The organism is Mycobacterium sp. IS-1590 (assembly GCF_001500025.1).
GTDB lineage: Bacteria > Actinomycetota > Actinomycetes > Mycobacteriales > Mycobacteriaceae > Mycobacterium.
In genome coordinates this window covers 78,825-99,835 of record NZ_LQIW01000005.1, presented here as the reverse complement: position 1 = coordinate 99,835, position 21,011 = coordinate 78,825, and the positions used below count along the sequence as shown (strand labels likewise).

At 67.1% G+C, this 21,011-nt stretch carries 20 protein-coding genes; 13 read left to right on the top strand and 7 right to left on the bottom strand.

All coding sequences use genetic code 11. From position 1 onward, the window contains the following. Entirely contained in the window at window positions 1–669 is a 669-nt protein-coding gene (locus AU197_RS06190) for a GntR family transcriptional regulator (protein ID WP_064401650.1), read from the top strand. On the opposite strand, the gene AU197_RS06185 is transcribed toward AU197_RS06190, so the two are convergent. Genes AU197_RS06185 through AU197_RS06160 form a run of 6 tightly spaced genes read right to left on the bottom strand, consistent with a single transcriptional unit; the run spans window position 662 to window position 7,539 of the window. Beyond that, window positions 662–2,152 carry a class I adenylate-forming enzyme family protein gene (locus tag AU197_RS06185; protein WP_064401649.1) on the bottom strand — a complete coding sequence of 497 codons (1,491 nt, stop codon included), beginning with the start codon at window positions 2,150–2,152 and terminating at the stop codon, window positions 662–664. The genes AU197_RS06190 and AU197_RS06185 overlap by 8 nt on opposite strands. After that, entirely contained in the window at window positions 2,145–3,656 is a 1,512-nt protein-coding gene (locus AU197_RS06180; RefSeq protein WP_064401648.1) for a class I adenylate-forming enzyme family protein, read from the bottom strand. The genes AU197_RS06185 and AU197_RS06180 overlap by 8 nt, the downstream gene beginning before the upstream one ends. Next, window positions 3,649–5,115: a class I adenylate-forming enzyme family protein gene (locus AU197_RS06175; RefSeq protein ID WP_064401647.1), complete on the bottom strand. Its 1,467-nt coding sequence runs from the start codon at window positions 5,113–5,115 to the stop codon at window positions 3,649–3,651. The genes AU197_RS06180 and AU197_RS06175 overlap by 8 nt, the downstream gene beginning before the upstream one ends. Continuing rightward, window positions 5,115–5,909 carry an enoyl-CoA hydratase/isomerase family protein gene (locus AU197_RS06170; protein WP_064401691.1) on the bottom strand — a complete coding sequence of 265 codons (795 nt, stop codon included), beginning with the start codon at window positions 5,907–5,909 and terminating at the stop codon, window positions 5,115–5,117. Before AU197_RS06170 ends, AU197_RS06175 begins: the two co-directional genes overlap by 1 nt. Beyond that, window positions 5,906–6,715: an enoyl-CoA hydratase/isomerase family protein gene (locus tag AU197_RS06165; RefSeq protein WP_064401646.1), complete on the bottom strand. Its 810-nt coding sequence runs from the start codon at window positions 6,713–6,715 to the stop codon at window positions 5,906–5,908. The genes AU197_RS06170 and AU197_RS06165 overlap by 4 nt, the downstream gene beginning before the upstream one ends. A 17-nt stretch (window positions 6,716–6,732) precedes the next feature. Continuing rightward, window positions 6,733–7,539 carry an enoyl-CoA hydratase/isomerase family protein gene (locus AU197_RS06160; protein ID WP_064401645.1) on the bottom strand — a complete coding sequence of 269 codons (807 nt, stop codon included), beginning with the start codon at window positions 7,537–7,539 and terminating at the stop codon, window positions 6,733–6,735. A 111-nt stretch (window positions 7,540–7,650) separates the two neighbouring features. Here AU197_RS06160 and AU197_RS06155 point away from each other — a divergent pair, with 111 nt between their 5' ends. The 4 genes from AU197_RS06155 to AU197_RS06140 all read left to right on the top strand — a co-directional run bounded on the left by AU197_RS06155 (window position 7,651) and on the right by AU197_RS06140 (window position 11,192). Further along, the gene (locus tag AU197_RS06155) at window positions 7,651–8,301 is read left to right on the top strand and encodes a hotdog family protein (protein WP_064401644.1); all 651 of its coding nucleotides are present in this window, start codon (window positions 7,651–7,653) and stop codon (window positions 8,299–8,301) included. Next, entirely contained in the window at window positions 8,298–9,071 is a 774-nt protein-coding gene (locus AU197_RS06150) for a FadR/GntR family transcriptional regulator (protein ID WP_064401643.1), read from the top strand. The genes AU197_RS06155 and AU197_RS06150 overlap by 4 nt, the downstream gene beginning before the upstream one ends. Before the next feature lie 8 nt (window positions 9,072–9,079). Further along, window positions 9,080–9,952, top strand: a complete 873-nt coding sequence (locus AU197_RS06145; RefSeq protein WP_064401642.1) for an enoyl-CoA hydratase/isomerase family protein — start codon at window positions 9,080–9,082, stop codon at window positions 9,950–9,952. 64 nt (window positions 9,953–10,016) lie between these two features. Next, complete coding sequence (locus tag AU197_RS06140) at window positions 10,017–11,192, top strand: thiolase family protein (RefSeq protein WP_064401641.1); 1,176 nt, start codon at window positions 10,017–10,019, stop codon at window positions 11,190–11,192. A 95-nt stretch (window positions 11,193–11,287) separates the two neighbouring features. Here the strand turns inward: AU197_RS06140 and AU197_RS06135 are convergent, their stop codons facing one another. Next, window positions 11,288–12,019 carry a TetR/AcrR family transcriptional regulator gene (locus tag AU197_RS06135; protein WP_064401640.1) on the bottom strand — a complete coding sequence of 244 codons (732 nt, stop codon included), beginning with the start codon at window positions 12,017–12,019 and terminating at the stop codon, window positions 11,288–11,290. 230 nt (window positions 12,020–12,249) lie between these two features. On the opposite strand from AU197_RS06135, the gene AU197_RS06130 reads away from it, so the two are divergent. From AU197_RS06130 to AU197_RS06095, 8 genes are all read left to right on the top strand, one after another. Beyond that, window positions 12,250–13,047: an SDR family NAD(P)-dependent oxidoreductase gene (locus AU197_RS06130; RefSeq protein WP_064401639.1), complete on the top strand. Its 798-nt coding sequence runs from the start codon at window positions 12,250–12,252 to the stop codon at window positions 13,045–13,047. Window positions 13,048–13,089: 42 nt separating this feature from the next. After that, a complete protein-coding gene (locus AU197_RS06125; RefSeq protein ID WP_064401638.1) occupies window positions 13,090–14,097 on the top strand; it encodes a dihydrodipicolinate synthase family protein in 1,008 nt (335 codons plus the stop codon). 121 nt (window positions 14,098–14,218) lie between these two features. Beyond that, window positions 14,219–15,082, top strand: a complete 864-nt coding sequence (locus tag AU197_RS06120) for an enoyl-CoA hydratase (protein ID WP_064401637.1) — start codon at window positions 14,219–14,221, stop codon at window positions 15,080–15,082. Then, on the top strand, window positions 15,079–16,305 hold the full coding sequence (locus tag AU197_RS06115; protein ID WP_064401636.1) for an amidohydrolase family protein: 1,227 nt from the start codon (window positions 15,079–15,081) through the stop codon (window positions 16,303–16,305). The genes AU197_RS06120 and AU197_RS06115 overlap by 4 nt, the downstream gene beginning before the upstream one ends. Next, window positions 16,302–17,915 (top strand): acyl-CoA synthetase, encoded by a 1,614-nt coding sequence (locus AU197_RS06110; RefSeq protein ID WP_064401635.1) that lies wholly within the window; start codon window positions 16,302–16,304, stop codon window positions 17,913–17,915. The genes AU197_RS06115 and AU197_RS06110 overlap by 4 nt, the downstream gene beginning before the upstream one ends. Continuing rightward, window positions 17,912–18,757 carry an amidohydrolase family protein gene (locus tag AU197_RS06105; protein WP_064401634.1) on the top strand — a complete coding sequence of 282 codons (846 nt, stop codon included), beginning with the start codon at window positions 17,912–17,914 and terminating at the stop codon, window positions 18,755–18,757. The genes AU197_RS06110 and AU197_RS06105 overlap by 4 nt, the downstream gene beginning before the upstream one ends. Continuing rightward, window positions 18,757–19,803: an acyl-CoA dehydrogenase family protein gene (locus AU197_RS06100; RefSeq protein WP_064401633.1), complete on the top strand. Its 1,047-nt coding sequence runs from the start codon at window positions 18,757–18,759 to the stop codon at window positions 19,801–19,803. The genes AU197_RS06105 and AU197_RS06100 overlap by 1 nt, the downstream gene beginning before the upstream one ends. Continuing rightward, window positions 19,803–20,996: an acyl-CoA dehydrogenase family protein gene (locus tag AU197_RS06095; RefSeq protein WP_064401632.1), complete on the top strand. Its 1,194-nt coding sequence runs from the start codon at window positions 19,803–19,805 to the stop codon at window positions 20,994–20,996. The genes AU197_RS06100 and AU197_RS06095 overlap by 1 nt, the downstream gene beginning before the upstream one ends. Window positions 20,997–21,011: the final 15 nt, after the last annotated feature.

Sequence of the window (21,011 nt, the reverse complement as noted above, 5' to 3'; positions counted from 1 at the left end):
GTGACAGCGCCCGAATTCGCCTTCCGGCCTCAACTCGCCGAGGACGTCGCACGTTTCGTGCGTAAACGCATCTTCGACGGCACCTACGCCGCCGGTGAGTACGTGCGGTTGGATCAGCTGGCCGCCGAGCTGGGCATCAGCGTCACCCCTGTCCGCGAGGCGCTGTTCGAGTTGAAGGCCGAAGGACTACTGGCTCAGCAGCCGCGGCGGGGATTCGTCGTGTTGCCGGTGACCGGGCGCGATCTCACCGACGTGTCGAACGTGCAGGCCCATATCGGCGGTGAGCTCGCGGCGCGGGCCGCGGCCAACATCACCGACGAGCAGCTGCGCGACTTGAAGCAGATCCAGTCCGATCTGGAAGCCGCGTACGCCGCCGCCGACGACGAGCGGGCGGTACGGCTCAACCACGAGTTCCACCGCGCGATCAACGTCGCCGCAGACTCACCCAAGCTGGCTCAGCTGATGTCACAGATCACCCGCTACGCGCCCGAGTCGGTGTTCCCGGTCATCGCGGGCTGGCCGGAGAAGTCGAACGATCACCACCGCAGGCTGCTGGCCGCGCTGGAACAGCACGACGAGGCGCGTGCCCGCGCCGAGATGTCCGAGCACCTCGCCGCGGGCGCGAAGCCATTGATCGACCACCTCACCGAGCGAGGCGTCGTCACCTGACCTGCCCGCGTAGGACCTCGCGTAGCGCGCGGACGTCGACCTTGCCCGACGCCTTGCGGGGGATGTCGTCGTCGTTGCCGGTGACAAGCCACACCGTCGGCACTTTGAAGGCGCTCAACCGGTTTCGGGCCTCGGCGCGCAACTCGTCGACGGGACGTGCCGTCACCACGACGGCGCCGACGGCACCCGCCACGTCGGTCACGATCGCGTTGTGCACGCCGTCGATGGTCTTCAACGCCCGCTCCACCTCACTGGGATAGACCGTCGCGCCGCTGACCTTGAACATGTCATCGCGGCGGCCGTGCGTGAACATGAAACCGTCGTCGTCGAGATGCCCGAGGTCGCCGGTGGGGTAGAAACCGTCGGGGGTGAACACGTCTTCGCGGCTGCGGCGACAGATCCCGCGCATCACGTGTGGCCCGCGGATCTGGATCATCCCGACGGTGCCGGTCGGCACGGGCTCACCGGTGTCGGTGTCGACGATGCGAACTTCCATGCCGTCGAACGGTTTTCCACAGCTGCCCCAGGCCGAGCGCGGCATGTCGGTGTCGGCGGGATAGCCGCAGTACGGCCCGAACGACTCGGTCATGCCGAACAAGTTGGCCCGCGAGCCCGGCGCGCCGCGCAGTTGGGGTAGCAGCAACGCCTCCATGCTGCCGGGCCGCAGCTCCGAAAGGTCAGCTCCCACGGTGGTGTTCGCGCGTGCCAGCGCCTGCGCCTGGTCGGGCCAGCCGCGGAACAGGGTGATGCGTTCACGCTCGAGCAGCCGCAAGGTCGCCTCCGGTCGCGGAATCTGTTCTGTCACCAGCGTCGCGCCGGTCAGCAACGCGGACAGCAGACCGCCGGCCAACCCGCCCACCCAGAAGAACGGCATCGGCAGATACAACCGGGTGTCGGCGACGATGCAACGCGCCGCCAGACCGGATCGCACCGCGTCCAGAGCGTTGCCGTGCGAGTGGATCACTCCTTTGGGCGGGCCACTGCTGCCGGAGGTGAACATGATCGCCAACGTGTCGCTCGGCGTGACCGCGGCCGCGATCTCGTCGACGGGTGCCGCACCGCCCGCGGGGAGCCGGTCCGCGCGCCAAACCTGGCGCAGGGCGGGAAGATCGCCGCGTTCGGCACGGATGTCGTCGAGATAGCGGTGGCCGCGGAATTCTTCGACGGCCACCACGAACTGCACGGCCGCGACGCGGAGTTGGGCGGCCAGTTCGGGGGGTTGCAGCAGCGTGCTCAACGGCACCAACACGGCGCCGACGCGGGTCAGTGATATCGCGATCCGCACCCATTCGACGCTGTTGGGCATGATCAACGCGACCCGGCTGCCCTTGCCCACGCCCGCGGTCACGAAGGCGGCGGCCAGTTCTTGCGTGGAGGCGTCGAGCTCGGCGTAGGTGACCCTGGCCGACGGGTCGATCACCGCCGGCTTGTCACCGTATTCGGCGGCTCGCGATCGCACCAGAGCGTCGATCGTGTCAGACATCGAAAACCTCTGCCAACCGGGACAAGTCGACCTTTCCGCTCGACGACACCGGGATGTGGGCGGCCGGCACGGCGGCGAAGCGCCGCGGGATCTTGTACGCCGACAACTCGGTCTTGAGTCGTTCACGACATCCGGCCTCGTCGAACGACGCGCCGTTCTCCAGTGCGACGACCGCCGCGACGAACTGGCCGCGTTCGGCGTCGGGGAGGCCGAGCACGTGCGCGACGACCCCGCCGGTCACCTTCGCGATCGCCCGCTCCACTTCTACGGGTGCGACATTGGCGCCAGCGGTCTTGATCATGGAGCCGCGGCGGCCGACGAAATAATAGAAGCCGTCCGCGTCGGTGCGGACGAGGTCACCGGTGTGGAACCACCCGTCGGCGTCGAAACATTCTTCACGGCTGCGTTTGTAATACCGCTGCATCATGAACGGCCCACGCGCGCAGAGTTCGCCGACGGTTCCGACGCCGACCGGATCGCCGGTGTCGGGATCGACGACCTTGACGTCGAACCCGGAAACCGGCTTGCCGAAGGAGCCGCGCCGATGCTCGGGCTGGTCGGATTCGTCGGCGCAGGCCAGGATGACACTGCCGGACTCGGTCATGCCGAGCATGGTGTGGCGCAGCTCGGGATCGGCGGGCCGCACCTCGGGCGCCATGATCGGGTAGAGGTTGCCTCGCCGGATCGAGGACAGGTCGCGGTTCGGCAGGCTCGGGTGGCGCGCCAGGTGGGCGATGCCGGCGACGAATCCGTTGGTCATCGTGGGCTTCTCGGTCTCCAACAGGCCGAGGGTTTCGGCGGCGTCGACTGCGTTGGAGCACAGCAGCGTCGCGCCCGCGAGCAGCGTGGCCAAGACCGAGTAGGCGAATCCGCCGATCCAGAAGAACGGCGAGTTGCTGAACAGCTTCACCTCGGCGGTCAGCCCGCGGATCTCGTTGAGCACCACCTGGTGGTCGAGCAACCCGGCATGCGTGTGGACGACACCTTTGGGCGCACTGGTCGAGCCCGACGTGTAGACGATCGCCAGCTCGTCGCAGGGTTCGACGTCGTCCTCGAGCGCTGCGAGCAGGTCGGCAGTGGCCATCTCGGTCGGTTCGGCGTTGATGAGGACACGACGCAGCAGCGGGAGGCCCTCGACCTCGGCGAGCCGCTGCCGGTAGTCGTGGGAGCGGTATGACCCTGTGGCCAGCAGAATCTCGACGTCGGCGTGGCCGAGTTGCTCGCGCATCTCCGGCGAGGTCGCCATTGTCGAGACCGGGACGACGACGGCGCCGATCCGCGCGGCGGCCAGCATCGCGACGACGAACTCCGACCCGTTGGGGTACAGCACGCCGACGTGGGTGCCCTTGCCCGCGCCCAGCGCGATGAGCCCGCGGGCCAGCCGTGCGGACCGGCACTCGGCATCGACGTAGCTCAACCGGTCGGTGTCGCAGATCAGCAGGAGATGATCGCCGCGCGCACGGGCTTGTGTGCGCAGCACCGACCCGACGGTGCGATCAGGCATGGTCGACGGTGGCTTCGACTTGGAAGTGCTGCCGCACCGCGCTCAGGTCGGGTTTCCCCGACGGCGTGCACGGCATCTGCTCGACGATCGCGATCGCGGTGGGAACCTCGTAGCGGGCCAGGCGGTTTCGCAGGAACTCCTCGAGGGTAGCGGCATCGACGGGTTCACGCGGCTGCACCATTGCCACCGGCGTCTCCCCGAGTCGTTCGTCGCGTCGACCGACCACGGCGGCGCTGTGCACCGCGGGGTGGCTCTCCAGTGCTGCGCGCACATCGTCGGGCATGACCTTGAAGCCGCCGCGGATGATCGCCTGGTCGGCGCGTCCCAGGATCCACACGAACCCGTCGGCATCGATGCGGGCCATGTCGGTGGTGCGCATCCAGTCCGCCGCCGGGCCCAACTGGCCGGGTTTGACCTCGAGCAGGCCGGGCTGATCGACACCGACGGGCTGGCCATCGTCGTCGACGACGCGCAGCTGTGCGCCGAGGCTGGCCCGCCCCACACTGCCCCGCTTGGTCTGCCAGTACTGGTGGTGATCGGCCAGGGTCCAGCCGGCGACCCCGCCGCCGAATTCGGTTGCGGCGTAGGACGTGAGAACCGGTATGCCGAACTTCTCGGTGAACGCATCGGCATCCTCGGGGGACAGCGGTGCGGTGCCGGAGGTAACGGCCTGGATTCCGGCCAGATCGTCGCGGGTCAGGTCTGAGTGCAGCACCGTGCGCAGCGCCGCGGGCACGAGGGACACCGCGCGCGGACGGTGACGCCGCACCGCCTCGGCCCAGCGATTCAGTTCGAAGCGGTCGAGCAGGGCGAAAGGGCGCCCCTCGCAGACACATTGCAGAACCCGGAAGACCCCACCGATGTGCACCAGCGGGGCGTTGACGATCGCCACCCCGCGACGCAGTTGCTTCGGCGACGGGGCTTCGTCGAAGCCCTCGCCGATCACGCTGTGCGCCAACATGTCGTAGGTCAGATCGATGCGCTTGGGTGGCCCGGTCGTGCCGCTGGTCAACATCCGCACCGCGACGCCGACGCGGCTCTCCTCGGGTACCGGGGCAGGGGCCGCGGCCACGCGGATGGGGTGGGAGACCGTCGAGATCGCCACCGTGGCGGTGCCCGGGGTGCTCACCAGTCGCGTCAGGTCGTCCTGTTCGCCCATCACCACCGGCAGCGCGAGCGCGTCGAGGTCGTCTCTGATGCGCTCGTCGCCGCGGGACGGATTGACGACGACCACGGTGCCGCCTCCGAGCAGGACTCCGAGGAAACTCGCGACGTGAGCGGGCTTGTTGCGCAACAGCATTCCGATCTGCCGTCCCCTGACCCCGACCCCGTGGACCTGGGCGGCCATCGCGGCCAGCTGACCCCAGGCGACCCACTGCCCTTCGAATTCGATGGCCGGTGCGTCCGCGTCGAGTGCCAAGACGTCCCGGATGCGTCGGCTGAGCGGGTGGTCGATCATCAGCGGACCCTGGGCTCGGATCGGGTGGTCGGCGGCGCGGCGGTCAGCTCGGCCTGACCGAGCGGATTGCCCAGCCGGGTGTAGATCAGGTTCTGCTCCATCGCCGCGCGGTAGGGTTTCTCCAACGACTCCCAGATCGCCTTGACGGTGCCTTGCGTCGCTGACGGCGGTTTTGCGGCGATACCGGCCGCAATCTCATGAGCGCGCGTCCACAGGCGGTCGGCCGGCACCACCTCGGTCACCAGGCCCATCTGCAGAGCCGTCGTGGCGCTGACGCGTTCGTCATTGCCCATCAACGCGATCCGCAGCGACTGGGCAAGCCCGACTCGTCGCATCAGCCCGATCGGCTCCAGGGCGCACACCAGGCCGGCGCTCACGTGGGAGTCGAAGAACGTGGCCTCCTCCGAACAGATCACCACGTCGGCCTCGTTGAGGAAGTAGAACGCACCCGCCGTGCACATGCCCTGCACCGCGCACACGACCGGCTTCCACATCTTCTGCCACTTCGGGCTGAGATGCTCTCCGGGGTCTTCGTGGTTCCACACGTTATCGGGCTGGCCGTAGGACGACTTGACGTCCAGGCCCGCGCTGAACGCGCGGTCACCCGCTGCGCGAAGCACCACCGCGTTGACCGTGTCGTCGGCCTTGACGAGGCGCCACGCCTTCGACATCTCCTCGCACATTGTGCGGTTGAAGGCGTTCAGCGAGTCCGGACGGTTCAGCGTGATGGTCGCGACGTGGTCGGCCGCATCCACATCGACCGTGATGGTCTCGAATGTCGCCGACGTGTTCATCGGCACTGCCAGTTCGGGGCGCGCTTTTCCATGAACGCCTTGGGGCCCTCGGCCGCGTCGTCGGTGCGCACCACCCGTTCACGGAATGTCTCGGCGAGGATCTCGGCCTCGTGCAGCGGAAGGTCAAGCGTCTTGTGAATGGCCAACCGGGTACCCCGGACCGCCAGCGGGGCATTGGAGTTCACGATGTCGGCGATCTCGTGCGCACGCTCCATCAGCCGGTCGTGCTCCACCACTTCGCTGATCATGCCCAGCTCGTAGGCTCTTTCGGCACTCATCCGCTCGTGCTTGCCCATCAGCGCCATGCGTAGCGCGATGTTGCGGGGCAGGATCCTCGCCAGCCGGACCATCTCGCGGCCTGCCACCAGGCCGATGCTCACGTGCGGATCGAAGAACGTGGCCTTCTCGGAGGCGATCGCGATGTCACCGGTGGTGATCCAGTCCAGCCCCGCACCGCAACACAATCCATTGACGGCGGTGAGGACCGGCTTGGCCATCCGCCGAAACGGGGGAGTGCCCTCCTGCGGCGCCTCCCACTGTTCGTAGGTGGACAGGTATGGCCGTTCGTAGATGACCCTGCCGTCATCGGGGATCTCGCCGACGTCGGCACCGGTGCAGAACGCGCGGCCCGTGCCCGTCACGATCAGTGTCCAGATGGCGTCGTCGTTCTCGGCCTCGTCGTAGGCGGCGCGCAGTTCGGTGATCATGTGCGGGCTCAGCGCGTTGAGCGCATTCGGCCGATTCAAGGTGATCGTGGCCTTGTGCCCGTAGACCTCGTACGTGATGTCGTCGAAAGTGGGGGACATACTCGGTTCCTTCTCCGTCAGCGCCCTTGGAATTCCGGCGGGCGCTTGTCACGGAACGCCGCCAGTCCTTCTTTGAAATCGGTGGTCCGGCACGACAACTCGACGTTGTAGAGCTCGCGGTCCATGGTGTCGGAAAGCGACGCGTGCAGGCCGTAGTGAATGGACTGTTTGGCCAGCCCGGTCGCGACAGTCGGCCCGGCGGCCAGCCGTTCGACGAGTTCGGCGCTCACGGTGGACAATTCGGACTCCGGGACCGCGGCGTGGATCAGCCCCCACTCGGCGGCGTCGGCACCGCTGACCTTCTCGCCCAGCAGCAGTATCCGCTTGGCGCGCGCCAGGCCGACGAGACGGGGCAGCAGCCAGGTGGAGCCCGAGTCGGGGCTGAAGCCGCGGCCGAGGAACGGCTCCCAGAACACGGCGTCATTCGCGGCCACGGTGAAATCGGCCGCCAGCGCCAGGTTGCAGCCGAGGGCAGCGGCCCAGCCGCGAACCGTGCACACCACCGGTAGGTGAAGCGTGTGGACCAGTTCGACCACCCGATGCGCGGTGTGGGGTTGGCGGCGGACGATGTCGCCGGTGCGGGGGCGCCGGTCACCGGCGTTGGACGCCACCCAGTCCACGCCCGCGCAGAAGTCCGATCCGTCGCCGGTGATGTGCACCGCGCGAAGGGAGTCGTCGGTGGCGGCGGCGGTCAACGTCGTCACCAAGGCGTCGGTCATGTTGCGGCTCAACGCGTTACGCCGGGACGGCCGGCTCAGCGTGATACGCAGGACCGCGCCGTCGTGCGATGTCTCGACCACGCCGTCGTCAGCCGCATCGGTCACCGTTGAATCCGCCAATCTCGAGCTATACGGTTAGACGTACAGTAATGCTATCTTGTACAAGATAGCAAGGACAGCGGTCGAAAAGACGTCGCCGCCGACGAGAGGCCATTGATGGCAGACGACACGCTCAGCTACGGCGAGGAGCCGTTGCCGCAGACCGTCGCGGCCGCCGGTGCCCTGCGCCGGCTGAGTGGCCTGCTGCTGTCACTGGAACATGACCACCCGAGCGTCGACGTGATGTTGCGCCAGATCGACGACTGGGAACGCGAACTGGCCGCGGCCGCACCGGCCGATATGACGCCCCGCATCGGCCCCGATGCCACGGACGCGCAACGCGTTTACCTCGACCACGCCTTCGACATCGGCGCCTACAACCCGGCGTTTCCCGAATACACCGTCGACGAGCTGGGCGCAGACTCGGCGTCGGGCAGGGTGACCTTTCCAGTCGTCTTCGAAGGCCCGCCGGGACTGGTCAACGGCGGGTTTTTGGCCGTGTTCTTCGACTGCGTGACCCAGCATCACAGCTGCGCCATGGGCCGAACCGGCAAGACCCGTTCGCTCACCGTCACCTTCCGCAGGCCGACGCCGATCCTCACCGAGCTGAATTTCGACGTGCAGCGCGTCGAGACCGACGGTCGTGTGACCTCGACGGCGCGGCTGCTGCTCGGCGACGAGGTGTTGTGCATCGGTGAGTTTCACACATCGGCGTCCTCACCCGAACGGCTCTCGGTCTTCAGGTTCGGGAAGCGCCGGACGAGATGACGAGCGCGCACAGGATTCGTCAGCCGAGAGTGGCGGAGATCATCGCCGCGCGGCTGAGGGACGACATCCTGTCCGGGCGGCTCAAAGAGGGCGACGTGCTGCCCTCTCAGGATGGTCTGCTCGCCGAGTTCGGGGTCAGCCCGCCGGCCTTGCGCGAGGCCATCCACATCCTCGAGATGGAAGGCCTGATCTCGGTACGACGGGGCAACGTCGGCGGTGCGGTGGTGCATCAGCCCTCGGCGGACCGGACTGCCCACATGATCAGCATGGTGCTGCAGGCGCGGTCGGCGACTCCCGCAGACGTCAGCGGCGCGCTGCTGCATCTCGAACCGATCTGCGCGAGCATGTGCGCGGCCAGGGCCGACCGCATGACCGAGGTCGTACCCCACCTCGAAGTCGAGATACAAAGACAGGTCGATGAATTCGAGGACCCGTCCCGGTATGTTCCCAATGCGCGCCGGTTCCACGAAACGATCGTCTCCCGCTGTGGCAACGAGCCGATGATCCTGTTGATCGGCTCGTTGGAGCTGATCTGGTCGGCGCACGAGTCGTCGGTGTGGGGTGACGAGACCGATGCCGACCCGATGAACGACAAAACGATGCGCGCCGCGCTGCGTGATCACCAACGCCTGCTCGACGTGATCCGCGACGGAAATCAGACCCGAGCGGCACGCCTGGCCGCCGACCATCTCGCGGTCGCACGGCGCAACACGCTCGCGGCCGGGACGGACAAAACCATTGAGGCCAAGCTCATCTCCGACGTTCAGTGAGGAAACCCATGACCACCGCCGATGACCGCGTGCTGTTCGACGTCGACCGCGACAAGCGGATCGCGACCATCACGCTGAACAACCCGACGCAGCGCAACTCCTACGACGCGGCGATGCGCGAGACCGTCGGCCGCTACCTCGACCGGGTCGCCGAGGACGACGACATCACCGTCGTCTTGCTGCGCGGCGCCGACGGTGTTTTCAGCACCGGGGCCGACATGAACAACGCGTACGGCTGGTACGGGTCGAAGGACTCGGCGCAAGCCAAGCGGCGGCCCAGCCAACGGCGCCGGCTCACGGTGGACCGCAAGTCGTTCGGCTTTTACCACAACTTCATGGGTTTTCCGAAGGTCACGGTGGGGGAGATCAGCGGGTATGCCCTCGGCGGCGGCTTCGAAATGGCGCTGATGACCGACATCTCCGTCATCGCACGCGATACCAAGATCGGCATGCCCGCCACCCGGTTCCTGGGCCCGGCGCTGGGCAGCCTGCACATGTTCTTCCACCGGCTGGGCCCGGTGCTGGCGCGCCGGTTGCTGCTGACGGGCGACATCATCGAGGCCGGTTCGATCGAACACCTCGGCGTCTTCACCGAGACGTGTGCGGCCGACAAGGTGACCGATCGGGCCCGGTACTGGGCGGAGAAGGCGGCCAAGATGCCCGCCGACGGAGTCGTGATCGCCAAGGAGGCGTTTCGACTCGTCGAGCAGAGCCAGGCCTACCAGGGCGAAGAGGTGGCGAGTTACCTGTTCCACGCGTACGGGACGAACCTGCAGTTCGCAGAGGGTGAGTTCAACTTCGTCAAGACCCGCGCGCAGCACGGCACCAAGGAGGCGTTCCGGCTGCGTGACGAGCATTTCCACGTACCCGAGCCCGAGTAGCGGGGTCCGCTACACTAGCTGCTAGTTTTGTAACGCCGCTAACGTCGAAACCCGAGGTAGAAACATGGGAACACCCGTCATCGTCGGTGCCGCCAGGACCGCGATCGGCCGCTCGTTCAAGGGCACGCTGGTCAACACCCCGCCGGAGACGCTGATCACCGCTGTCCTGCCGGAGGTGATCCGTCGCTCGGGTATCGACCCCAACGACATCGACGACCTCATCTTCGCCGAATCTCACTACGGCGGCGGCGATTTGGCGCGCTACGCGGCCGACGCCTGCGGGCTGCCCGATGTTCCGGGCCAGTCGGTGAACCGGCACTGCGCGGGCAGCCTCACCGCGATCGGCAACGCGGCAGCGCAGATCGGTTCCGGCATGGAGCGCGCGCTGATCGCCGGCGGTGTGCAGTCGCTGTCGATGACGCCCCTGGTCAACTGGCGTATCCCGAGCCCTGAACTGAAGTTCGAAGAGAAGTGGATGCCGCCCACCCACGTCGAGACGCCTGACGCGCCGACACGCGACATGTCGATCACCGTCGGGTGGAACACCGCGCAGTCGGTCGGCATCACGCGCGAGGAGATGGACGCCTGGGCGGCGCGGTCGCACCAGCGCGCGATCGCCGCGATCGACGCGGGCAAGTTCGTCGACGAGATCGTTCCGCTGAAGGTGCAGCAGTTCGACGGCTCGGTCACCGAGTTCAGCGTCGACGAGCACCCGCGCCGCGACACCACGGTCGAGAAGCTGGCCGGCCTCAAGCCGCTGCACCCCGAGATCGAGGGCTTCTCGATCACCGCGGGCAACAGCAGCGGCACCAACGACGCTGCCGCCGCGGTGGCGCTCGTCGACAGCGACTACGCCGACGCCAACAACCTGACCCGGCTGGCAACCGTGAAAGCTTGGGCCGCGGCGGGTGTGCCGCCGCGCGACTGCGGACTCGGTGCGGTGAAGGTGATCGGCAAGGTGCTCGACCGCGCCGGCCTCAAGCCGTCCGACGTCACGCTGTGGGAGATCAACGAGGCGTTCGCGTCGGTGCCGATCGCCGCGTGCCGCGAGTACGGCATCGACGAGGAGCTGGTGAACTTCTCCGGAAGCGGTTGCAGCCTCGGCCATCCGATCGCGGCATCGGGTGCGCGGATGGTCACCACGCTGGTCTACGAATTGCAGCGGCGCGGCGGCGGCATCGGTGTCGCGGCGATGTGTGCCGGCGGCGGCCAGGGCGGCGCCGTCGTCGTCGAGGTCTAGGCGGTCTGACGCACGGTCGCTCGATTGTGCATCTGGCGACGATATTCACCGCGAAACGTCGTCAGATCCACAAACGAGGCGCCAGCGGCCGGTGGTCAGCGCTTGCGGGCGGACTTCTTGGCCTTGCCGGCGTCGTCGATCAGGCGTTCGGCCCGGTCCAGGATGCACTCGAGGCCGAACTCGAAGTTCTTGTCGTCGGCCGCACCGATGTGGTGGCCCTTCTCGGTGACCAGCGCCAGTAGCGGTGTGCTGTCGGCGTCGATGCTCATGGACTCCTCGAGGTCGCTGGGCCCCTCGTCGGCGGCGCGATTCTTCTCCCGAAGGCGGTGCAGCACAACGGATCCGCGAACATGCACCGAGACCGCGGAGTAGGTGTCGAACGCATCCTCGGCCGACAGACCCGCCTCGACCAGGCCCGCGATCGCCTTCTCGACCTCCTGCACGCCGAGCTTGGCCACCCGGGGACTGAGCGCCGACCGGATGAGGATCAGGTCGCACAGGATCGGGTTGCCCATGAACGTCTTGCGCATGGTGTGCGCATGGTTGCGCAACGTCTCGCGCCAGTCCTTGGCCTCCACATAGGGCGTGGCGAACACGTACTGGCGCAGTGCGCGGTCGGTCATCGCGTTGAGGAGATCGTCCTTCTTGCGGAAGTACCAGTAGATGCTGGTGACGCCGACGCCGAGATGCTTACCGAGCAGCGGCATGGACAGGTTGTCGATGCCCACCTGTTCGGCGAGTTCGAAGGCGCCCTTGATGATGTCGTCGGGATTGATCGACCCGCGCTCGCGTCGCTGACGCTTCTCCGCGGTCGCCTGCCTTGCCACTGGGGCACCTCCATCGAATAAGCCGCGCGCAGCCCGCGAAAGCGGGGTTGGTGGACCTGAATGTACCGTCAGCCGCCTCTGATCTGCGCCAATGCAGGTGTGTCGCGGCTGCGCCGTTGCCGTCGACCATACCGGCAGCCATTCGGTCGCCGGCATCCACGGTGATTCCGCTGTTCTACTGTAAGTCCTATAGTAAGGTCTTCTACGCTATCGGGTGAGCGAAAGGCCGCATGGACCTCGGGCTGAAGGACGCCACCGCCGTCGTGGTCGGCGGCGGGCGCGGAATGGGTTTGGCAACGGCGCGCTGTCTGGCCGAGGACGGCGCCAGAATCGCGGTCATGGGGCGGACGTCCGATGTCCTCGAGGACGCCGCGACTGCGCTGGCCGAAATGGGCAGCCCCGACACGCTCGCCCTGACCGCCGACACCACCGATGCCGCTCAGGTGCAGCGCGCCTTCGGCGAAGTCGCCGAGCGGTGGGGCGGTCGACTCAACATCCTGATCAACGCCGTCGGACCCGAGGCCGTCGGCACGTTCGAGGACCTGACCGACGAGCAGTGGCGCATCGCGTTCGACGGTGGCGTGATGGGCATGGTGCACTGCGTGCGTTCGGCTTTACCGCTGTTGCGGGCGGCCGAGTGGGCGCGCATCGTGAACTTCTCCGCGCACTCGACACAACGCCAGAGCCTCATCCTGCCCGCCTACACCGCCGCCAAAGCGGCGCTGACGAGCATCTCGAAGAACCTGTCGCTGCTGCTGGCCCCCGACGAGATCATGGTCAACGTGGTCTCTCCGGGCAGCATCGCCTCCGAAGCGCTGATCGGATGGGCCGAGTCGGTGGGCGTCGACGGCAACGATCCGTACGCGTTGATGTCCGCCATCGGCGAGCACTTCGGCCATCCGGCGCATCTCCCGCGCGCGGGGCTGCCCGACGAAATCGCGCCCGTTGTCGCATTTCTCGCCTCCCGCCGCAACTCGTATATGACCGGCGCCAACGTAAATGTCGACGGGGGCTCAGATTTCACCTGAGCCTTAACGTGAGATCCGATCGAATCGGCTGAGGAGGTCGTCGTGGCTTCGGCGAAGGATGCCCGGGAGTGGGCCCGCAATCATTTGCGCGGGATCGGTGATTCGCTCTACACGCCGTTCTGCGGCGTCGACGGTGACGAAATCGATTGGGACGCCTACCGGACGCTGGTGCGGCACTGCGTCGGTGCGTTGAATCATCCGCTGCTGTGGTGCACGAGCGGTATCGCCGAGTTCTGGGCGCTGACGCTCGACGAGCGAAAGCGGTTGCTGGAGGTCGCGATCGAGGAGGGCCGCGCCGCCAACCCCGATGTCGTCGTGCAGGCGTGCACCGCGGCGACGGCCGCCAAGGACTGCCTGGAGCTCACGCGTCACGCGCAGGAGGCCGGAGCCGACATCGTGTACATCCAGACCCCGATGATGGAGGCGCACGGCGGGCAGGGTGTGCTGAACTTCTTCCGCTACATCGCCGACCGCACCGACATCGCATTGGGCATGTTCAATTCGCCGTCGTCGGGCTACGTGCTGACGCCGGCCGAAAGCGCCGCCATCTACAACGAGATTCCGGCGGTCTGCGCGACGAAGGAAGGCGCCTTCCGGCCGATGGCGAGCAGGATGCTGCACGAGTTGGCGCCCGGTCTGGCGGTGTGGGAGTGCGACAAGACCGTATACCGCGCCGGGTGGCTGCGCGACGGCATCGTCTGCCCCGCGCAATTGGGCACCGCCGGCTATCTGTTCGAAACCCCGGAGCGACGCGTGTTCAGCGAGTACTGGGAACTCATCGTCAACGACAAACTCGTGGAGGCGATGGACCACGCGCGCGAGTCCGGGCTCGACCAGTTCGACCTCGACATGGGCTCGTGGTTCACCTGCTATCCGGGGCGGCCCGACTACTTCACCCACTGGGGCGGGGCGTTCAAATACGCGGCTTCGGTGCTGGGCCTGCCGATCGGGGAGTATCCGCACTCTCGTCCGCCCCAGGCACAACTGCCGGCCGAGGCGAAAGCCCAGATCGACGCCGCGTATCGGCGGCTCGGACTGGTCGATGCGTAAGCGTCTCGACGTGCCGTCCGACCACGTTCGGCAGGCGGCGGCAACGGTTGCGGAAGGCGCTACCGATAGGTGTACAGTATGAGCATTCACAAAGCTCGCGCCGCTGGAGGAGGACTGCTGGGTGAGCGCTCCTGACCACGTCGTCGACGCCCGTTCCGACTCCGATGACGCGCCGGTCCGCTACGAGGTGCTCGACACCGGGGTAGCGGTGCTCACCCTCAACAGGCCGGACCGGATGAACGGTTGGGGCGGCGGACTTGCCGGCACGTTCTACGAACGCATGGATGACGCCGAAGCCGACCCTGCGGTGCGGGCGATCGTCGTCACCGGCAGCGGCCGCGCCTTCTGCGCGGGTGCCGACATGGGCGACCTGACGACGATCAGCGCGACGACGGTCGACGCCGCGGCCGACACCGACGTCGGCAAGCTCGTCGGTGCCCGGCATCCGCACTTCCTGATGGGCATGCGCAAACCCGTCATCGCCGCGGTCAACGGCGCCTGCGCGGGCATCGGGCTGACGCTGGCGCTGGCGTGCGACGTGCGCTTCGCGGCCGAGGGCGCCAAGTTCACCACGTCGTTCGCCCGGCGCGGCTTGATCGCCGAATACGGCATCTCCTGGATGCTGCCGCGCATCGTCGGTACGGGCGTGGCGATGGACCTGCTGCTGTCGGGCCGGGTGTTCTTCGCCGAGGAGGCCGCCCGGTTGGGCGTGGTCAACGAGGTGGTGGCAACCGACGAATTGCTGGCCCGCGCGATCGGCTACGCCGAGGACATCGCCGCCAACTGTGCGCCCAGTTCCCTGGCGGTGATCAAACAACAGGTGTACGCAGACACCATGCGCGATGTCTTCGACGCCAGCGAGCACGCCGAGAAGCTGATGCACGAGTCGATGACACGACCCGACTTCCTCGAGGGCATCACGAGTTTCTTCGAGAAGCGTCCACCGAACTTCCCGCCCCTGACACGTGAGGAGGATGCGACATGAGCGCACCACAGCCCCTGGACTACATGGCCATCGACGTCGACAACCACTATTACGAACCGCTCGACGCGTGCACCCGGCACCTGCCCAAAGAGTTCCGCAGCCGCGGCGTGCAGATGCTGACCGACGGAAAACGCACGTACGCGGTGTTCGGCGGTGTGATCAACCATTTCATCCCCAACCCGACGTTCGACCCGATCATCGAACCCGGCTGCCTGGATCTGCTGTTCCGCGGCGAGATACCCGAAGGTGTCAACCCGGCGTCGCTGATGAAGGTCGACCGGCTGGCCGATCATCCCGAGTACCAGAACCGCGACGCCCGCGTGAAGATCCTCGACAAGCAGAACCTCGAAACCGTGTTCATGCTGCCGACTTTCGCGTGCGGCGTCGAGGAGGGACTCAAGCACGACATCCCGGCCACCATGGCGACGGTCCATGCTTTCAACCTGTGGCTCGACGAGGACTGGGGATTCGACCGGCCCGATCACCGCATCATCGCCGCGCCGATCATCTCGCTGGCCGACCCCGAGAAGGCCATCGAGGAGGTCGAATTCGTCCTGAACAGGGGCGCGAAGCTGGTGTGCGTGCGGCCGGCGCCGGTACCGGGTGAGGTACGGCCGCGCTCGCTCGGCGATCCGGTGCACGACCCGGTGTGGGCGCGTCTGGCCGAGGCGGGCGTCCCGGTGGTCTTCCACCTGTCCGACTCCGGCTACATGGCGATCCCCGCGCTGTGGGGCGGCAGCGGTGTGTTCAAGGGCTTCGGTAAGCGCGATCCGCTCGACATGGTGATCATGGACGACCGCGCTATCCACGACACGATCGCCGCGATGATCGTCCACCAGGTGTTCACCCGGCATCCCAAGCTCAGAGTGGCCAGCATCGAGAACGGTTCTTACTTCGTCTACCGCCTGATCAAGCGGCTCAAGAAGTCCGCGAACAACGCGCCGTACCACTACAAGGAGGATCCGGTCGAGCAGCTGCGCAACAACGTCTGGATCGCGCCGTACTACGAGGACGACGTGAAGCTGCTGGCCGACACGATCGGTGTGGACAAGATTCTGTTCGGGTCCGACTGGCCGCATGGTGAGGGGTTGGCAGATCCCACCTCGTTCACCGCTGACATCCCGCAGTTCCCCGAGTTCAGCCACGAAGACACCCGAAAGGTGATGCGCGACAACGCACTCGAGCTGCTCGGTGCGAACGTCACGGCCGGCGCCACCAGATGAGCGAGTGGACGATCGGGGCGGTTCTCGACGCGATCGCCCAAGCGGTGCCCGAGCGGCTGATGACTGTGTGCGGCGAGCGCCGCAGCACGTTCGCTGAGTCGGCCGACCGTACCCGCCGCCTCGCCAACTTTCTCGCCGCACACGGGCTCGGGGCACACCGCGAACGCGGCGAACTGCAGAACTGGGAGTGCGGCCAGGACCGCGTCGCGTTGCTCATGCACAACGACCTGTACCCGGACATGGTGATCGGATGCCTGAAGGCGCGGACGGTCCCGGTCAACGTCAACTACAACTACACACCGCGTGAGGTCGCCGAACTCCTCGACTACCTGCGTCCCCGCGCGGTGATCTACCACCGGTCGTTCGGGCCGAAGTTCGCCGACGTCCTGCCGCCGGCCACGGCGGACCTGATGATCTCGATCGATGACGACCCGTCCGTGCCTCAGCTCGCCGATGCGATAGCCCTCGATGACGTTCTGGCGCAGGGTGATGCGGATGTCGACATCACCGCTTCGCCCGACGACGTGATGATGGTGTGCACCGGAGGGACCACCGGTCGGCCCAAGGGCGTGATGTGGCGCCAGAGCGATACCTACGTCATTTCGATGAACGGCGCCGACCACGAGTCGGTCGACGAAATCCATGCCAAGGTCGCACACGGCGGACAACCGTGGTTCGCGGTCTCGCCGCTGATGCACGCGGCGGGGATGTGGACGGCGTTCGCCGCGCTGCTCAACGGCCTGCCTGTCATCCTCTACGACCGAACGCGCTTCGACGCGCGGGCGGTGCTGGGGACCGCGCAGCGTGAGAAGGTCGGCTTGATGACGATGGTCGGCGACGCCTACGCGGCACCGTTGGTCGAGGAGTTGCGCCGCGGCTCGTACGACCTGTCGTCGTTGTTCGCGATCGGGACCGGTGGGGCAGCGACCAATCCGAAACATCAACGCGCGCTTCTGGAGTTACTGCCCCAGATCACCCTCATCAACGGGTACGGGTCGTCGGAGACCGGAAACGTCGGGTTCGGCCGCAGCCAGCGCGGTGAGCAGAAGGAGACCTTCGAATTGCGCGAGGGCGCACTGGTGCTGTCCGAGGATTACCGGCGCTTCCTCGAGCCCGGTGAAGACGAGATCGGTTTCGTCGCCCGCGGTGGCCGTATCCCGCTCGGATATTTCGACGACGAGGCGGCCACTCGACGAACCTTCCCGGTCGTCGAGGGCCAGCGTGTGGTGATCTCGGGTGACCGGGGATCGCTGGCCGCCGACGGCACGCTGCGGTTGTTCGGACGCGATTCGTTGGTCGTCAACACGGGAGGCGAGAAGGTGTTCGTCGAGGAGGTCGAGGAGGTGCTGCGCGCGCATCCGGCCATATCCGACGCCCTGGTGGTGGGGCGGCCGAGCGAACGCTGGGGCGAGGAGGTCGTGGCGCTCGTTTCGCTGCGCGACGGTGCCGAAGCCGCCCACGACCCGCTGCACGCGCACTGCACTTCGAGCCTGGCCCGGTTCAAGGCGCCAAAGGAGTTCATCTTCGTCGACCAGGTGCGTCGGCTCGGAAACGGCAAGCCCGACTACCGCTGGGCCAAAGCCGCTGCGACACAACAGGTGAACGCATGAGCGCGCGCGCCAACCGGGCCATTGACTGCCTGGTCAACGTCCACTTCGGGGAGACCGAACAGCAGCCGACCTGGATGCTCAAGGTCCGCGACGACTACTTCAAGGGCCCGCAGTCGATGTTCGCCCCCGTCGATCTCGGCGAGCTGCTCGAGGAGATGGACGAGCAGGGGGTCCAGAAGGCGATCCTGATGGACAGCATCGCCAAACCCTCGACGACGGCGCGCAAGTTCGTCGAGGCCAGGCCCGACAGGTTCGCGCTGGCGATCGGCGGGGTCAACCTGCTGCGACCCATGCCCTCGCTGCGGGAACTGGCGTCCGTCGTCGACGACTTGCCGGTGGCGTACGCAGCGGTGGGACCGAGCTTCTGGGGCGACGGGCAGTACCCGCCCAGCGACGCCGTCTACTACCCGCTCTACACCAAGTGCGCCGAACTCGGGCTGCCGCTGTGCATCAACACCGGGATTCCGGGTCCGCCGATCCCCGGCGAGGTGCAGAACCCGATCCACCTCGACCGCGTCTGCGTTCGCTTCCCCGAACTCAAGCTGTGCATGATCCACGGCGCCGACCCGTGGTGGGACGTCGCGATCCGACTGCTGATCAAGTATCAGAACCTTCGGCTGATGACATCGGCGTGGTCGCCGAAGCGGTTGCCCGACAGCCTGCTTCACTACATGCGGACCCGGGGGCCGAACAAGGTGATCTACGCGTCGGACTGGCCGGTGCTCAAGATGCGCCGCGTCGTACCCGAGGCGCTCGCTCTTGACCTGCCGGCCGAGGTGCTGGACAACTACTTGTACAACAACGCGCAGGAGTTCTTCTTCGGCGCCGACGAGGAGCAGTGATGGACCGCTACGAACTGCGCAGGCTCGACTACAGCCTGTCGGACGATCACCAGGCGCTGCAGGCGGCGTACAAGGACTTCTTCAAGACGCATTGTTCGATCGAGACCGTCCGCGCCGCAGAGGCATCCGGATTCGACAAGAGCCTCTGGGAGCGGCTGTGCACGATGGGCGCGACCACGATGGCCCTGCCCGAGGACGTGGGTGGCGACGGCGCCACGCTGGTCGACCTGACGCTGGTGGCCGAGGAGATCGGCCGCTCGCTGGCACCCGTGCCGTGGATCGACCACGTCAGCGCGGCGCGGTTGCTCGGCCGACTCGGCGCGGCCGAACCCGACGTCGTGAGCGGCACGCAGATCGTCGGGTTCGATCCTGCGCAGGACAGCGCATCCGGTGTGCGCCTGCTGCCGAGCGGGTCGGTTGCCGACCACATCGTGCTGCGCGACGGTGACGACATCGTCAAGCTGACGTTCGCCACCCGGCCCACGAAGGTCGACAACATCGGCAGGCTGCCGATGGCGTGGATCGACCCGGCCGCCGCCGACAACCGCACCGTTCTGGCCAGCGGGTCCGCGGCGCTCGCGGAGTACCAACGGGCGCTGGACGAATGGCGGGTGCTGACCGGCGCGGCGCTCGTCGGTCTGGTCGAGGAGACGATGACGATCGCCGCGGAGTTCGCCAAGACCCGCTACACCCTCGGGGTGCCCATCTCGACACTGCAGGCGATCTCGCATCCACTGGCCAACATCGCGATCACGGTGCAGGGCGGGCGAAACCTGGCGCGCCGCGCCGCGTGGTTCCTCGACAACGAACCCGACGAGCGGCCCGAGCTGGCGCCGTCGGCTTTCGTTTTCATGGCCGAAGAGGCGTCCAAGGCCGCCACGATGGCGGTGCAGGTTCAAGGCGGGCTCGGGGTGTCGGCGGAGGCCGCCGCCAGTGCATACCTGCTGCGTGCCCGCGGGTGGGCGCTCGCCGGGGGAGACCCGGCCGCCAGCGCCAAACACATCGCAGGCATCGTCGCGGCTCGCGAGAGCGGAGAGGGCAGGTAATGGATTTCTCACGGGTCGAACTCTCCGAAGAGGACCAGGCGTTCCTCGAGGAGTCGCGCGCCTTCTTGGCCGAGATCGTCACCGAGGACGTGATCCGGCGCGACCGTGAAACCGGCGACAATTTCGACGAGGGTGTGCATCTGGCGCTCGGCAAGGCCGGATACCTAGCCCGCGAATGGAAACCCGAATCCGAGGGCGGGTTCAACCGGGTCCGGCGTCGCATCTGGGAGCTGGAGAAGCGACGTGCGCACGTGCCATGGGTGACGTTCGGCACCACGGCCATGATCGCCCGCTCGGTCGACAAGTTCGGCTCACCCGAACTCAAGGCCGAGGTGATGCCGCGGGTGTACACCGGCGAGGTTCGGCTCTGCCTGGGCTACACCGAACCCGAGGGCGGATCCGACGTGGCCACATGCAAGACCAGGGCCGTACGCGACGGTGACGGGTGGGTTATCAACGGCTCCAAGATGTTCACCACCGGCGCGCACAACTGCCAGTACGTCTTCCTGATCACCAACACCGATCCCGACGCGCCGAAACACAAGAGCCTCACCATGTTTCTGGTTCCCCTCGACTCGCCCGGGATCGAGATCCAGGGCATCCGCACGGTCGACGGCGACCGGACGAACATCGTCTACTACAGCGATGTCCGCGTCGACGACAAGTACCGTCTCGGCGAGGTGAACGACGGCTGGACGGTGGTGCGCGAACCGCTCAACGTCGAGCACGGCGCGGTCGAGGCGGCCGCCGACGGCCTGCAGGATGTCTCGATCATGATGCACCAGGCCAACACGATGGCCGCCGCGGTCGACAAGGCCGCCGCCAAGGTCACGGAACCGGATCCCAACGGGCGCAGGCTGATCGACGACGGGTCGGTGGCTTACCGGTTGGGCCGCAGCGTCGCCCGCATGGAGGCGTCGTTCTCGGCCACCAGCATCTTCGGCCGGGTGGCGCTGGCACAGACCATGCGCGACATCTCACCGGATCTGATGGATCTGCTCGGCACGGCGTCCTCGCTGCCCCTGGGCACCGACGGGGCGATCGACGACGGCGCGGCCGAGTACGTGTACCGCTTCGCGCCGCTGGTCGGCATCTACGGCGGCACGCTGGAGGTGTTCCGCAACATGATCGCCCAGTACGTGCTCGGCCTCGGCAAGCCCGCATACGCCCCGCCGGCCAAGAAAGCCTCTTAACCTTTTTTCGCGAGC